At 66.4% G+C, this 13,370-nt stretch carries 14 protein-coding genes; 4 read left to right on the top strand and 10 right to left on the bottom strand.

The annotated features are described in order from the left end of the window. Window positions 1–9: 9 nt before the first annotated feature. The 5 genes from FFS62_RS16465 to glyQ all read right to left on the bottom strand — a co-directional run bounded on the left by FFS62_RS16465 (window position 10) and on the right by glyQ (window position 5,233). Window positions 10–633 carry a CDP-alcohol phosphatidyltransferase family protein gene (locus FFS62_RS16465; RefSeq protein ID WP_137973913.1) on the bottom strand — a complete coding sequence of 208 codons (624 nt, stop codon included), beginning with the start codon at window positions 631–633 and terminating at the stop codon, window positions 10–12. A 232-nt stretch (window positions 634–865) separates the two neighbouring features. Then, window positions 866–1,639, bottom strand: coding sequence for a 1-acyl-sn-glycerol-3-phosphate acyltransferase (locus FFS62_RS16460; protein WP_137973912.1), 774 nt, complete (start codon window positions 1,637–1,639; stop codon window positions 866–868). A 15-nt stretch (window positions 1,640–1,654) separates the two neighbouring features. Then, window positions 1,655–2,185, bottom strand: coding sequence for a D-glycero-beta-D-manno-heptose 1,7-bisphosphate 7-phosphatase (gene gmhB, locus FFS62_RS16455; protein WP_137973911.1), 531 nt, complete (start codon window positions 2,183–2,185; stop codon window positions 1,655–1,657). 46 nt (window positions 2,186–2,231) lie between these two features. Further along, a complete protein-coding gene (gene glyS / locus FFS62_RS16450; RefSeq protein WP_137973910.1) occupies window positions 2,232–4,286 on the bottom strand; it encodes a glycine--tRNA ligase subunit beta in 2,055 nt (684 codons plus the stop codon). Continuing rightward, window positions 4,286–5,233 carry a glycine--tRNA ligase subunit alpha gene (gene glyQ, locus FFS62_RS16445; RefSeq protein WP_137973909.1) on the bottom strand — a complete coding sequence of 316 codons (948 nt, stop codon included), beginning with the start codon at window positions 5,231–5,233 and terminating at the stop codon, window positions 4,286–4,288. The genes glyS and glyQ overlap by 1 nt, the downstream gene beginning before the upstream one ends. A gap of 157 nt (window positions 5,234–5,390) precedes the next feature. On the opposite strand from glyQ, the gene FFS62_RS16440 reads away from it, so the two are divergent. The 4 genes from FFS62_RS16440 to FFS62_RS16425 are packed head-to-tail and all read left to right on the top strand — an operon-like array spanning window position 5,391 to window position 8,478. After that, window positions 5,391–6,605, top strand: coding sequence for an SAM-dependent methyltransferase (locus FFS62_RS16440; protein ID WP_137973908.1), 1,215 nt, complete (start codon window positions 5,391–5,393; stop codon window positions 6,603–6,605). Window positions 6,606–6,653: 48 nt separating this feature from the next. After that, a complete protein-coding gene (locus FFS62_RS16435; RefSeq protein WP_137973907.1) occupies window positions 6,654–7,205 on the top strand; it encodes a DNA-3-methyladenine glycosylase I in 552 nt (183 codons plus the stop codon). A gap of 55 nt (window positions 7,206–7,260) precedes the next feature. Then, on the top strand, window positions 7,261–8,148 hold the full coding sequence (locus FFS62_RS16430; RefSeq protein ID WP_137973906.1) for a lysophospholipid acyltransferase: 888 nt from the start codon (window positions 7,261–7,263) through the stop codon (window positions 8,146–8,148). A 60-nt stretch (window positions 8,149–8,208) separates the two neighbouring features. Next, on the top strand, window positions 8,209–8,478 hold the full coding sequence (locus FFS62_RS16425) for a PilZ domain-containing protein (RefSeq protein ID WP_137973905.1): 270 nt from the start codon (window positions 8,209–8,211) through the stop codon (window positions 8,476–8,478). On the opposite strand, the gene FFS62_RS16420 is transcribed toward FFS62_RS16425, so the two are convergent. The 5 genes from FFS62_RS16420 to fmt all read right to left on the bottom strand — a co-directional run bounded on the left by FFS62_RS16420 (window position 8,475) and on the right by fmt (window position 13,320). Further along, window positions 8,475–8,804, bottom strand: coding sequence for a tetratricopeptide repeat protein (locus tag FFS62_RS16420; RefSeq protein ID WP_137973904.1), 330 nt, complete (start codon window positions 8,802–8,804; stop codon window positions 8,475–8,477). The genes FFS62_RS16425 and FFS62_RS16420 overlap by 4 nt on opposite strands. Window positions 8,805–8,834: 30 nt before the next feature. Next, complete coding sequence (locus tag FFS62_RS16415) at window positions 8,835–9,611, bottom strand: hypothetical protein (RefSeq protein WP_137973903.1); 777 nt, start codon at window positions 9,609–9,611, stop codon at window positions 8,835–8,837. 83 nt (window positions 9,612–9,694) lie between these two features. Beyond that, window positions 9,695–11,068 (bottom strand): Trk system potassium transporter TrkA, encoded by a 1,374-nt coding sequence (trkA, locus tag FFS62_RS16410; RefSeq protein WP_043311939.1) that lies wholly within the window; start codon window positions 11,066–11,068, stop codon window positions 9,695–9,697. Window positions 11,069–11,080: 12 nt separating this feature from the next. After that, entirely contained in the window at window positions 11,081–12,391 is a 1,311-nt protein-coding gene (gene rsmB, locus FFS62_RS16405; protein WP_137973902.1) for a 16S rRNA (cytosine(967)-C(5))-methyltransferase RsmB, read from the bottom strand. Continuing rightward, the gene (fmt, locus tag FFS62_RS16400; protein WP_137973901.1) at window positions 12,388–13,320 is read right to left on the bottom strand and encodes a methionyl-tRNA formyltransferase; all 933 of its coding nucleotides are present in this window, start codon (window positions 13,318–13,320) and stop codon (window positions 12,388–12,390) included. The genes rsmB and fmt overlap by 4 nt, the downstream gene beginning before the upstream one ends. Window positions 13,321–13,370 lie beyond the last annotated feature (50 nt).

The raw sequence follows: 13,370 nt of genomic DNA, 5'->3' as shown, positions 1-13,370 counted from the left end.
GAAATTTCCTTATTCCGATTGGGAGGTTTGCGCCACCTCGGCCAGGCCTTGGCGCACGCGATTGACCAGAGTCGCCAGCAGCAGCAGGAGAATCACCGCCAGCAGCCCGTTTATCCAAGACGACGGCAACAGGCCGGACGCTACACCGGCGCCCAGCAAACCGAAGCAGAAGGCCCGGTCGCTCTTGCCCATGGGGCCGTCATAGCGGCGCGAGGCGCCGACCATCGGGCCGAGCACGCCGGCGTATTCGCTGATCACCGCCAGCACCACCACCAGCACCACCAGGGGCGGCGAAACGCCGACCAGCAGGGCGAAAGGCAGGTACAGGGCGCTGTCGGCGACCACGTCGCTCAGCTCGTTGAGGTAGGCGCCGAGCTTGGACTGTTGGCCGAACTCGCGGGCCAGCATGCCGTCCACGGCGTTCAGTGCCATGCGCAGCAGCATCCACAGCGGGATCAGGGCGAACAGCCAGGTACGGTGCGGCAGCCAGGCCAGCAGCGCGCCGAGCAGCAGCGAGACCAGCGCCGCGGCCAGGGTCACCTGGTTGGCGGTGACGCCGCGGGCGTGCAGGCGGGTGACGCCAGGGCGCAGCAGATTCTGGAAACGTGGCTTGAGCTGGTAGATGGATGGCATGAAGCGAAATTCCCTTTCACGACTACAGGGGACCTAGCTTAACCGCTTTGCTTAAGGCCCGTTCCGGCAAGACTGTGCGGCACTGCCGAATTCCCTCAGGCAGGTGAGCTGGAAAAACTTATGCCCCGTTCAGGAATTGCGCCTGCTGGTGGAATATCCATATAGATCAGCTGGTTAGGATCTGTAATGGCACTGCGCCGGTATTTCTTGCACAGCTTATCCACAGACCGGCTCAGGCCGGGCTGGAGGCCTGTTCCGGGCTCACCTGCGGCGCCACGCCGCTGATTTCCTGCTGAGTCTGGGCCACCCAGGCGAAGGCGCGCTCGTTGAGCTCGGCAATGGCGCGGGGGCCATCACCTTCGGCGTGCATCAGCGGGCCGATCACCACCTGGATGGTGCCGGGGAATTTGGCCCAGCCCTGCTTGGGCCAGAACTCGCCGGCGTTGTGGGCGATGGGCAGCACCGGCAGGCCGGCATTCACCGCCAGGGCGGCACCGCCGCGGGAGAACTTGCCGATCTGGCCCGGCGGGATGCGCGTGCCCTCGGGGAAGATCAGCACCCAGGCGCCCTGCCCTATGCGTTCGGCGCCTTGTTTGGCCAGTTGCTTGAGGGCCGCCTTGGGGTTGCTGCGGTCGATGGCGATGGGCCGCAGCATGGCCATGGCCCAGCCGAAGAACGGCACGTACAGCAGCTCGCGCTTGACCACCTGGGACAGCGGTTCGAAGAAGGCGGAGAGGAAGAAGGTCTCCCAGGTGCTCTGGTGCTTGGCCAGGATCACGCAGGGCTGCTGCGGGATGTTTTCCAGGCCGCGCACTTCATAGCGGATGCCGACCACCACCTTGGCCAGCCAGGTGGCGCAGCGGCACCAGATCTGGATGACGAAGCGGTAGCGAGCGCGGAACGGTAGGAAGGGCGCGACGAACACGCAGAGGATGCACCAGAAGAAGGAGCTGGAGGACAGCAGCAGGTAGAAGAAGAAGGTTCTGATGGCCTGCACTGTCGTCATGGGGGCTCGCGTTCTCTAGAGAAGAAGCTGATCGGCAACCGCCGCCAGATCATCGAATATCAGGGTTCCCGCTGGCAATGGCTTGGCCAGGGTGCGTTGGCCCTTGCCGGTTTTCACCAGCACGGGCTGGCAATGGACGGCCAGGGCGGCGTCGAGGTCACCAGCGCTGTCGCCGACGAACCAGACGCCTGCCAGTTCTGTGCCGTAGTGCGCAGCGATCTGTTCGAGCATCCCAGGCTTCGGCTTGCGGCAGCTGCAGCCATCATCCGGGCCATGCGGGCAGTGCACGATCAGGCCGACTTCGCCGCCCTGCTCGGCCACCAGCTGGCGCAGGCGCGCGTGCATGGACTCGAGAGTGGCGGCGTCGTAATAGCCGCGCGCCAGGCCCGATTGGTTGGTGGCCACGGCCACGGTCCAGCCGGCTTTGCTCAGGCGCGCGATGGCGGCGATGGCGCCCGGGATCGGGATCCATTCGTCGAGGGATTTGATGTAGGCGTCGGAGTCTTCGTTGATGACGCCGTCGCGGTCGAGAATCAGCAGTTTCATGCAGTTACCCGAGCGACCGGGCGGCGCGGGCCGCCCGGTGTACTCGTCAGCCCAGCAGGGAGATATCGGCGACGCCGAGGAACAGGCCACGCAGCTGGTTCAGCAGCGCGTAACGGTTGGCGCGTACGGCGGCATCGTCGGCATTGACCATCACCGCGTTGAAGTAGGCATCCACCGGCTCGCGCAGGCTGGCCAGCTGGGCCAGGGCCTCGCGGTAGCTGCGTGCGGCGGCCAGCGGTGCCACGGCTTGCGCGGCGGCGGCCACGGCCTGGGCCAGGGCCTGTTCGGCACCGGCCTCCAGCAGGGCGCTGTTCAGGGTGGCCGGCAGCTCGCCTTCGGCCTTGGCCAGGATGTTCGACACGCGCTTGTTGGCGGCGGCCAGAGCAGCGGCTTGCGGCAGCTGACGGAAGGCCTGCACCGCCTGCACGCGCTGGTCGAAGTCCAGCGGCGCGGCCGGGCTGAGTGCGCGTACCGCCTGATAAACGGCCACTTCCACGCCTTCGTCTTCGTAGCGCGCGCGCAGGCGGTCGAAGATGAAGTCCAGCACCTGCTGGGCCAGGCCTGCGGCCTTGACCTTGTCGCCGTACAGGTCGATGGCGAAGGCCACGGCCTCGACCAGGTTCAGGTCCAGCTGCTTCTCGATCAGGATGCGCAGCACGCCCAGCGCCGCGCGACGCAGGGCGTAGGGGTCCTTGGAGCCGGTCGGCAGCATGCCGATGCCGAAGATGCCGACCAGGGTGTCGAGCTTGTCGGCCACGGCCACGGCAGCACCGGTGAGGGTCTGCGGCAATTCTGCCCCTGCCCCACGCGGCATATATTGCTCATTCAGCGCCTGGGCCACGTCGTCGGCCTCGCCATCGTGCTTGGCGTAGTAGTAGCCGGCGATGCCCTGCATTTCCGGGAACTCGCCGACCATCTCGGTGGCCAGGTCGCACTTGGACAGGATGCCGGCGCGGGACGCGCGGCTGGCGTCACCGCCGATCTTGCCGGCGATAAAGCCGGCAAGCTTCGAGACGCGCTCGGCCTTGTCGAACACGCTGCCGAGCTGGGCCTGGAACACCACGTTGGCCAGGCGCTCGTTGCGCTTCTCCAGCGGCTGGCGCTTGTCCTGCTTGAAGAAGAACTCGGCGTCGGTCAGGCGCGGGCGCACCACCTTCTCGTTGCCGGCGACGATCTGCGCCGGATCCTTGCTCTCGATGTTGGCCACGGTGATGAAGCGCGGCAGCAGCTTGCCGTTGCCGTCCAGCAGGCAGAAGTACTTCTGGTTGTCCTGCATGGTGGTGATCAGGGCTTCCTGCGGCACCTCGAGGAAGCGTTCCTCGAACGAGCAGACCAGCGGCACCGGCCATTCGACCAGGGCGCTGACTTCATCGAGCAGGGCCGGCGGCACGATGGCGCTGCCGTTCTCGGCCTTGGCCAGCTCGGCCACGCGGGCGGCGATCAGGCTGCGGCGCTCGGCGAAGTCGGCGATGACCTGGGCGGCGCGCAGGTCGGCGGCGTAGCTGGCCGGGCTGGCGATGGTCACGTCACGGTTGGCGTGGAAGCGATGACCACGCGAGGTGCGGCCGGCCTTCTGGGCGAGGATCTCGCAGTCGACGATCTGGTCGCCGAACAGCATCACCAGCCACTGGGTCGGACGCACGAACTCGGTCTTGCGCGCGCCCCAGCGCATGCGCTTGGGAATCGGCAGCTCGTTCAGCGAGGCTTCGACGATGCCGGCCAGCAGACTGACGGCGGGTTGGCCGGCGATCGACTGGCTGAACTTCAGTTTCGGGCCGCTGGTGTCGATCTGGCTCAGCTCGACGCCACACTTCTTGGCGAAGCCGAGGGCGGCCTGGGTCGGGTTGCCGTCCTTGTCGAAGGCGGCCTGCACGGGCGGGCCGTCGAGGTTGACGGTACGGTCCGGCTGCTGCGCGGCGAGCTGCTCGACCAGCACGGCGAGGCGACGAGGGGCGGCGTATACGCGGGCGCTGGCATAGCCCAGGCCGGCGGCCTTGAGGCCCTTCTCGACGCCGGCGAGGAAGGCGTCGCCGAGGCTCTTCAGGGCCTTCGGTGGCAGCTCTTCGGTGCCCAGCTCAACCAGAAAATCCTGAGCACTCATTATTCGGCCTCCTTCAGCTGAGCCAGCACTTCATCACGCAGTTCCGGAGTGGCCATCGGGAAGCCGAGTTTGGCGCGGGCCAGCAGGTAGCTCTGGGCGATGTTCCGCGACAGCGTGCGCACGCGCAGGATGTATTGCTGGCGCGCGGTCACCGAGATGGCGCGGCGGGCGTCGAGCAGGTTGAAGCTGTGCGAGGCCTTGATCACCATTTCATAGGCCGGCAGCGGCAGCTGCAGCTCCATCAGGCGGTTGGCCTCGGACTCGTAGAAGTCGAACAGGTCGAACAGCTTGTCGACGTTGGCGTGTTCGAAGTTGAAGGTGGACTGCTCCACTTCGTTCTGGTGGAACACGTCGCCGTAGGTGACCTTGCCGAACGGGCCGTCGGAGTAGACCAGGTCATACACCGAATCGACGCCCTGCAGGTACATGGCCAGACGCTCAAGGCCGTAGGTGATCTCGCCGGTGACCGGGTAGCACTCGACGCCGCCGACCTGCTGGAAGTAGGTGAACTGGGTAACTTCCATACCGTTCAGCCAGACTTCCCAGCCCAGGCCCCAGGCGCCGAGGGTTGGCGATTCCCAGTTGTCCTCGACGAAGCGGATGTCGTGCACCAGGGTGTCGACGCCGATGCGGCGCAGCGACTCCAGGTACAGGTCCTGGATATTGTCCGGGTTCGGCTTGAGTACCACCTGGAACTGGTAGTAGTGCTGCAGGCGGTTGGGATTCTCGCCGTAGCGTCCGTCGGCCGGGCGGCGCGAGGGCTGCACGTAGGCGGCGTTCCAGGTCTCCGGACCGATGGCGCGCAGGAAAGTCGCGGTGTGGAAGGTGCCGGCACCCATTTCCATGTCATAGGGTTGCAGGATCACGCAGCCTTGCTCGGCCCAGTAGCTCTGCAGGGCGAGGATCAGGCCTTGGAAGGTGCTTACGTCGGGCGTAGTCTGGCTCACGAATTTCACCGGTATCGAGGCGTTTGCATAAAGCCGCGCAGTATACCCGATCAACCTCGGCTGGATGTGATGGCAAGCCCGGCGCGCATGGCCGCTGCGTACCCTGTAGCATTGCTGTCCCTTGCCGGCATCGGCAGCGCTTATTCAGGCCCTTTTCATGTCAGTCGAATCCCTGCCCTCCGCCACCGCCGCCCGTGACGAGTTTCTTGCCCTGCTGGAAACCAGCGTGGTGCAGAACACCCTGGTCAAGCTGCTGCTGAGCAAGTACCAGGGCGAGGAAGCCGAGTTGCAGCGCCTGACCATTCGCCCGGTTACGGTCAAGGGCCAGGCCTGCCTGTCGTTCGTCTCCACCTACAAGACCCGCGACCTGACCAAGAACCTGCCGGTAGCCGAAGCTCTGGCGCATATCGCCAGCCTGCTGCCGGCAGCGTTCAAGAATGCCCACCTGCTGTCGCTGACCGAGGACGTGCAGCTGACCTTCGGCAAGAAGGAAAAGGCGCGTCTGTTCGTCGGCAAGGCGGTCGAGCGCGAGGCACCGGCCGCCGGTCATGATCGCGAGAAGAAGCGTTTTCTCGAGCTGAGCCGGCCGTTCCTCACCGATCTCGGCGTGACCACCGCCAAGCACGAGCTGGTGCCGGCGATGGCGCGCAAGTGGAAGCAGATCAACAAGTTCATCGAGGTGTTTTCCCACGCCCTGAGCCATTCGCCGCTGCAGCAGCGTGATCCGCAGCTGCCGATCCATGCCGTCGACTTCGGTTCGGGCAAGGGCTACCTGACCTTCGCCATGCACGACTACCTGCGCAACAGCCTGGGCCTGCAGGGCCAGGTCACCGGCGTGGAACTGCGCGAAGACATGGTGCGCCTGGGCAACACGGCGGCCGCGCGCCTGGAGCAGCCGGGGCTGCGCTTCGAGCATGGCGACGTGCGTACCTATACCCCGGCTGCTATCGACGTGATGATCGCCCTGCATGCCTGCGACGTGGCCACCGACTACGCCCTGCATCTGGGCATTCGCAGCGATGCGGCGATCATCATGTGCTCGCCCTGCTGCCACAAGCAGATCCGCCCGCAGATGCATATGCCGGCCATGCTCAAGCCCATGCTGCAATACGGCGTGCACCTGGGCCAGGAAGCCGAGATGGTCACCGACAGCCTGCGCGCCCTGCTGCTGGAAGCCTGCGGCTATGAGACCAAGGTGTTCGAGTTCGTCTCGCTGGAGCACACCAACAAGAACAAGATGATCCTCGCGGTGAAACGCCCCGGGCCGGTGGCCCAGGGCGAGCTGCTGGAGAAGATCCAGGGCATCAAGCAGTTCTACGGCATCCAGGAGCACTGTCTGGAAAGCCTGCTGCAGGCCGACGGGCGCTTTTAACCCTCTCTGCGCTACAGTGCGGCACGACTTCCCCTGGATATGAACGCCATGCCGCGCTGCTTCTGGTGCAACGACGACCCCCTGTACATCGCCTACCACGACGAGGAATGGGGCGTGCCGCAGCGCGACCCGCAGCGGCTGTTCGAGATGCTGCTGCTGGAAGGCTTCCAGGCCGGTCTGTCGTGGATCACCGTGCTGAAGAAGCGCGAGCGCTACCGCGAGGTGCTGTTCGGTTTCGATGCCGAGCGTCTGGCGGCGATGAGCGATGCGGAGATCGAGGAGCGCATGCAGGACCCCGGCATCATCCGCAACCGCGCCAAGCTCAGGGCGGCGCGGCAGAACGCCCAGGCCTGGCTCAAGCTGGACGATCCGGTGGCGCTGCTCTGGTCATTCGTCGGTGGCGCGCCGAAGATCAATCACTTCAGCGGCCGCGGCGAGGTGCCGGCGGTGACGCCGGAGGCCGAGGCCATGAGCAAGGCGCTGAAGAAGCTGGGCTTCACCTTCGTCGGCCCGACCATCTGCTACGCCTACATGCAGGCGGCGGGCATGGTCATGGACCATACGACCGACTGCGATCGCTATCACGCACTGCGAGGCTGAACCCGGCGGTCACAGCCGTTACAATGCTGGCCTTTTGCGTATTCGGGAGTTGCTCGTGGAGAAATTCAAAGGCGCCCTGGTGGTCGGTTTCCTGCGCCTGTTCGCCCTGCTGCCCTGGGGCGCCGTGCAGGCGGTCGGCTCGGCCATCGGCTGGTTGCTGTGGAAGCTGCCGAACAGCTCGCGCGAGGTGGTGCGCATCAACCTGGCCAAGTGCTTCCCCGAGCTCGGCGAGGCCGAGCGCGAGCAGCTGGTCGGCGCCACCCTGCGCGACATCGGCAAGATCTTCACCGAAAGCGCCTGCGCCTGGATCTGGCCGGTCGAGCGCACCCTCAAGCTGGTGCGCGAGGTGGAGGGCCTGGACGTGCTGCACGCGGCCCTGGCCTCCGGCAAGGGCGTGGTCGGCGTGGCCAGCCACCTAGGCAACTGGGAAGTCCTCAACCACTACTTCTGCTCCCAGTGCAAACCGGTGATCTTCTATCGCCCGCCCAAGCTCAAGGCGGTCGACGAGCTGCTGCAGAAGCAGCGCGCACAGATGGGCAACCGGGTGGCGGCCTCGACCAAGGAAGGCATCCTCAGCGTGATCAAGGAGGTCCGCCGTGGCGGCGTGGTGGGCATTCCCGCCGATCCGGAGCCGAGCCGCTCCAGCGGCCTGTTCGTGCCCTTCTGCGCGACCCAGGCGCTGACCAGCAAGTTCGTCCCCGGCATGCTCGCCGGCGGCAAGGCGCTGGGCGTGTTCCTCACCGCCGTGCGCCTGCCGGACAACAGCGGCTTCAAGGTGATCTTCGAGGCGGTGCCCGAGGACATGTACAGCGAGGACCCGCAGGTATCGGCCGCGGCCATGAGCCGCGAGCTGGAGCGCTACGTGCGCGCCTACCCGAGCCAGTACCTGTGGAGCATGAAGCGCTTCAAGAAGCGCCCCGAGGGCGAGAAGAAGTGGTATTGATACGGCCGGCGTAAGCCAGTACCGTCACAGCAGTTTCCCGCCCATAACAACAGGACAGGCATGGACAACAAGCGCGATCACAAGCGTACCCCGCTGAAGGTCCAGCTGCGCATCGATCATCCGCTGCACGGCCAGATGCTGGTGACTACCCGCGATATCTCCGAGAGTGGCGTGTTCGTGGTGATCGACGATGCGCAGAAGCTGCTGCAGATCGGCGAAGTGGTCAGCGGCCAGGTCCAGGGCCTGCCGATACCGGCGCCGGTGGTGCAGATGCAGGTGGTGCGCTTCGAGCCCAGCGGCGTGGCGCTGATCTTCCAGCGCGAAGACTAGGCGCCCTCTCCCGTCGCCTTCTCCAGGCGGCGCAGAAACACAGTCATTTCCTTCTCGGTCTGCTTGTCGCCGCGCTTGCGCGCCACTTCCAGGCCGTTGTGCCAGGCCTGGCGCGCCTCTTCCAGCATGCCGCGCTTCTGGCAGGCCTGTCCCAGCAGTTTCCACGCCGCCGAGTAGTTGGGGTCGAAGCCCAGGCACTTCTGCAGATGCTCGGCAGCCGCTTCCGGCTGGTTGTCATCCAGGTAGGCCTTGCCCAGGCCGAAGCGCAGCAGGGCGTTGTCCACCCCGCGGGCCAGCAGTTTTTCCAGGGAGTCCGGCGTCGTCATGCCATGGGCCTCGGCGAGCTTCCTTGAGGGTCAGTTCGAACGATTGTTAACACATTGCCGCAGTTGGTCACGGGCGGCCAGGCCGCCGGTCCAGCTGACCTGCGCGATTTTCCGGCCTTCCATCTCCAGCTCGAAATGCTCGACATCGAGCATGGTCTGCAGCGCGGCGTCGATGGTCGGCACCGTCAGGCCTATCGCGCCGAAAGGAATATGGGGCACCGAGAAGTTCAGCGCCTTCACCGTCTGGGGCTGATACTGCGATTGCTTGAGCGTCACCGTCACGGTCTGCGTCGATGACGGCTTGGGCGCCTCGGCACTCCAGAAGATCAGCATGCCGCCTTGGTAGGCCGTGCCCGGCCCGACGATGCTGACCAGGCCACCTTCCTTGCTCCACATCGCGATGCAGTTGTCGCCGGGGGCGGAATGGGCTTTGCCCTGGAAGATTTTCCATTCGCCCTGCCTGAAGCGCTGATACTCGGGGTCGGCCTCCATCTTCTGCTGTTCCCGGTCGAGCTCCTGCTTGGCCATCGAGTATTCCAGCGTCTCGCCGGTGATCGCCTGGTAGAGGTTCATCAGCTCCGGCGGCGGATCGAGCAACACACCGGTGCCGCGCGGCGCGGCTTCGGGGCCTTCCGGGCTGCCGTCCGATGTGCAGATCGGTATGACCGCGATGCCGTTCGATCCGCCCATGGTGCCGATCTGGCGCTCGCCGGGGCCGGGACCGCCGCCGCACGGGTAATTCGCCCAGGCGGGCTGCGTGGCAGCAGCCGAGGCGAGGAGAACGAAAAACACCGAAGCCTTCATCATGGATGCCAGTCCCTGTCAGCCCTTCCGCGCGCCGCTCCCACCAGGCCCTGGTGCTGGCGAGCCAGCGCAGCAGGGCGAGATTCTCAGAAGAACGTCAGACCGACCTGGAACAGGCGCTCCACGTCGCGGATGTACTTCTTGTCGACGAGGAACAGTATCACGTGGTCGCCGGACTCGATCACCGTGTCGTCGTGGGCGATCAGCACTTCCTCGTCACGGATCACCGCGCCGATGGTGGTGCCCGGCGGCAGGGCGATCTCCTCGATCATCTTGCCGACCACCTTGCTCGAGCGCGAATCGCCATGGGCGATGGCCTCGATGGCCTCGGCCGCGCCACGACGCAGACTGTGCACGCTCTCGATGTCGCCGCGGCGCACGTGGGTCAGCAGGGTGCCGATGGTGGCCAGCTGCGGGCTGATGGCGATGTCGATATCGCCGCCCTGGACCAGGTCGACGTAGGCCGGGTTGTTGATGATGGTCATCACCTTGCGCGCGCCCAGGCGCTTGGCCAGCAGCGAGGACATGATGTTGGCCTCGTCGTCGTTGGTCAGGGCGAGGAAAATGTCGGCCTCGTTGATGTTTTCTTCCACCAGCAGGTCGCGGTCGGAGGCGCTGCCCTGCAGCACGATGGTGCTTTCCAGGTTGTCCGAGAGGTAGCGGCAGCGCGCCGGGTTCATCTCGATGATCTTCACCTGGTAGCGGCTCTCGATGGCCTCGGCCAGGCGCTCGCCGATATGCCCGCCGCCGGCGATGACGATGCGCTTGTAGCTGTCTTCCAGGCGGCGCAGCTCGCTCATTACCGCGCGGATATGCGCCTTGGCGGCGATGAAGAACACCTCGTCGTCGGCTTCGATCACCGTGTCGCCCTGCGGCATGATCGGCCGGTTACGCCTGAAGATGGCGGCCACGCGGGTGTCGACGTTGGGCATGTGTTCGCGCAGCTGGCGCAGCTGCTGGCCGACCAGCGGGCCGCCGTAGTAGGCCTTGACCGCCACCAGCTGGGCCTTGCCCTCGGCGAAGTCGATCACCTGCAGGGCGCCGGGGTATTCGATCAGGCGCTTGATGTAGTTGGTCACCACCTGCTCGGGGCTGATCAGCACGTCGACCGGGATGGCCTCGTTGTCGAACAGCGCCTCGCGGGTCAGGTAGGCCGACTCGCGCACCCGGGCGATCTTGGTCGGGGTGTGGAACAGGGTGTAGGCGACCTGGCAGGCGACCATGTTGGTCTCGTCGCTGTTGGTCACCGCCACCAGCATGTCGGCGTCATCGGCGCCGGCCTGGCGCAGCACGGTGGGGAAGGAGCCACGGCCGACCACGGTGCGGATGTCCAGGCGGTCGCCGAGATCGCGCAGGCGGTCGGCATCGGTGTCGACCACGGTGATGTCGTTGGCCTCGCTGGCCAGGTGCTCCGCCAGGGTGCCGCCGACCTGCCCTGCGCCGAGAATGATGATTTTCACGCGATCACTCCGTTAGCCGCGTGATGCGGCGATCTTGATCAGCTTGGCATAGTAGAAGCCGTCGTGGCCCTCGGCCTGCGGCAGCAGCTGGCGGCCGTGGGCCTGCTTGAGGCCGAAGGCGCCGGCGATATCCAGCTCACGCGCACCGGGGGTGCGGGCGAGGAAGGCGGCGATGTTGTCGCGGTTCTCTTCCGGCAGCACCGAGCAGGTGGCGTAGAGCAGTACGCCGCCGACTTCCAGGGTCGGCCACAGGGCATCGAGCAACTCGCCCTGCAGTTGGGCGAGGGCGGTGATGTCGTCGGCCTGGCGGGTCAGCTTGATGTCCGGGTGGCGGCGGATCACGCCGGTGGCCGAGCAGGGTGCGTCGAGCAGGATGCGCTGGAACGGCTTGCCGTCCCACCAGGCGGCCACGTCGCGGCCGTCGGCGGCGATCAGGGTGGCCTTGAGCTTGAGGCGATCGAGGTTCTCCTGCACTCGGGCCAGACGCGCCGGCTCCAGATCCAGAGCGATGGCTTCCTGCAAACCTGGCTCGGCTTCGAGCAGGTGGCAGGTCTTGCCGCCGGGCGCCGCGCAGGCATCCAGTACGCGCTGCCCGGGGGCCAGGTCGAGCAGGTCGGCGGCCAGTTGGGCGGCTTCGTCCTGCACGCTGACGCGGCCGTCCATGAAGCCCGGCAGGGTCTTCACGTCGCAGGGTTGCAGCAGGCGGATGCCATCGCGGCTGAAGGCGCAGGGCTCGGCTTCGATGCCAGCGCTGCGCAGCTCGGCGAGGTAGGCATCACGGCTGCCGTGAAGGCGATTGACCCGCAGGATCAGCGGTGGGTGCTGATTGTTGGCGGCGCAGATCGCCTGCCAGTGCTCCGGCCAGTCGGCCTTCAGGCGCTTCTGCAGCCAACGTGGGTGCGCGGTGTGCAGCACCGGATCGCGATCCAGCTCGGCGAATAGCGCCTCGTGCTCGCGCTGGGCATTGCGCAGCACGCCGTTGAGCAGCCCCTTGAGCGAGGACTTCTTCAGCTTGTCGACGCAGGCCACCGTCTCGCCGATGGCGGCGTGGGCCGGGATGCGGGTGTGCAGCAGTTGGTACAGGCCGACCAGCAGCAGGGCCTCGACATCGCGGTCGGCGGCCTTGAACGGCTTCTGCAGCAGTTTGTCGGCGAGCAGTTGCAGGCGCGGCTGCCAGCGCGCGGTGCCGAAGGCCAGGTCCTGGGCCAGGCCGCGGTCGCGCGCGTCGACCCTGTCCAGCAGCGGCGGCAGGCTGCTACCCAACGAGGCCTTGCCATTGAGCACCGCCGCCAGGGCGCGGGCGGCGGCCAGGCGTGGATTCATTGACCGAGCACCAGGCCGGGGGCGAACTGCTCGCGGCGGCTGTTGTACAGATCACTGAAGGCCAGCGGCTTGCCGCCGGGCAATTGCAGGCGGGTCAGGCGCAGGGCGCCTTCGCCGCAGGCGACGGTCAGGCCGTTCTTGTCGGCGGCGAGCACGGTGCCGGGGGTGCCGTTGCCCTCGCCCAGCTGCGCGGCCAGCACCTTGAGCGGTTCGCCGTTCAGGGTGCTGTGGCAGATCGGCCAGGGGTTGAAGGCGCGTACCAGGCGCTCCAGCTTATCGGCCGGGCGGCTCCAGTCGAGGCGTGCCTCGTCCTTGTTCAGCTTATGCGCGTAGGTGGCCAGGCTATCGTCCTGCACTTCGCCTTGCAGCTCGCCGGCGGCCAGCTTGGTCACGGCCTCGACCACGGCCGCCGAGCCCAGTTGCGCCAGGCGGTCGTGCAGGCTACCGCCGGTGTCTTCCGCGGTAATGGTGGTGGTCACCTTGAGCAGCATGGGGCCGGTGTCCAGGCCCGCTTCCATCTGCATCACGGTGACGCCGCTGCTGGCATCGCCGGCCTGGATCGCACGCTGGATCGGCGCGGCGCCGCGCCAGCGCGGCAGCAGCGAAGCGTGGCTGTTGATGCAGCCCAGACGCGGGGTGTCCAGCACCACCTGAGGCAAGATCAGGCCGTAGGCGACCACCACCATCAGATCCGGCTTGAGCGCGGCGAGCTCGGCCTGGGCTGCCGGGTCGCGCAGAGTCTGCGGCTGGTACACGGCGATACTGTGCTGCAGGGCCAGCTGCTTGACCGGGCTGGGCATCAGTTTCTGCCCGCGGCCAGCCGGGCGATCCGGCTGGGTGTACACGGCGACGATCTCGCGACCCGCGTCGAGCAAAGCCTGCAGGTGCTGGGCGGCGAATTCCGGGGTGCCGGCAAAGATGATGCGCATGGATCACTCACTGCATGAAAAGAAAAAGGCTTGCCGGAGCAAGCCTTTGG

It is taken from the genome of Pseudomonas sp. F(2018) (assembly GCF_005508865.1).
Lineage (GTDB): Bacteria > Pseudomonadota > Gammaproteobacteria > Pseudomonadales > Pseudomonadaceae > Aquipseudomonas.
The sequence above is the reverse complement of the archived record's forward strand: the minus strand, read 5'-3'. Positions and strand labels throughout refer to the sequence as shown.

Excerpts from the sequence above, each read along its gene's own strand:
- FFS62_RS16420 (WP_137973904.1), bottom strand. The coding sequence starts at position 8,804 with ATGACGACGCCGGACTCCCTGGAAAAACTGCTGGCCCGCGGGGTGGAC.
- FFS62_RS16435 (WP_137973907.1), top strand. The coding sequence starts at position 6,654 with ATGCCGCGCTGCTTCTGGTGCAACGACGACCCCCTGTACATCGCCTAC.
- gmhB (WP_137973911.1), bottom strand. The coding sequence starts at position 2,185 with ATGAAACTGCTGATTCTCGACCGCGACGGCGTCATCAACGAAGACTCC.
- rsmB (WP_137973902.1), bottom strand. The coding sequence starts at position 12,391 with ATGAATCCACGCCTGGCCGCCGCCCGCGCCCTGGCGGCGGTGCTCAAT.
- FFS62_RS16465 (WP_137973913.1), bottom strand. The coding sequence starts at position 633 with ATGCCATCCATCTACCAGCTCAAGCCACGTTTCCAGAATCTGCTGCGC.
- fmt (WP_137973901.1), bottom strand. The coding sequence starts at position 13,320 with ATGCGCATCATCTTTGCCGGCACCCCGGAATTCGCCGCCCAGCACCTG.
- FFS62_RS16460 (WP_137973912.1), bottom strand. The coding sequence starts at position 1,639 with ATGACGACAGTGCAGGCCATCAGAACCTTCTTCTTCTACCTGCTGCTG.
- FFS62_RS16425 (WP_137973905.1), top strand. The coding sequence starts at position 8,209 with ATGGACAACAAGCGCGATCACAAGCGTACCCCGCTGAAGGTCCAGCTG.
- glyS (WP_137973910.1), bottom strand. The coding sequence starts at position 4,286 with ATGAGTGCTCAGGATTTTCTGGTTGAGCTGGGCACCGAAGAGCTGCCA.
- FFS62_RS16415 (WP_137973903.1), bottom strand. The coding sequence starts at position 9,611 with ATGATGAAGGCTTCGGTGTTTTTCGTTCTCCTCGCCTCGGCTGCTGCC.
- FFS62_RS16440 (WP_137973908.1), top strand. The coding sequence starts at position 5,391 with ATGTCAGTCGAATCCCTGCCCTCCGCCACCGCCGCCCGTGACGAGTTT.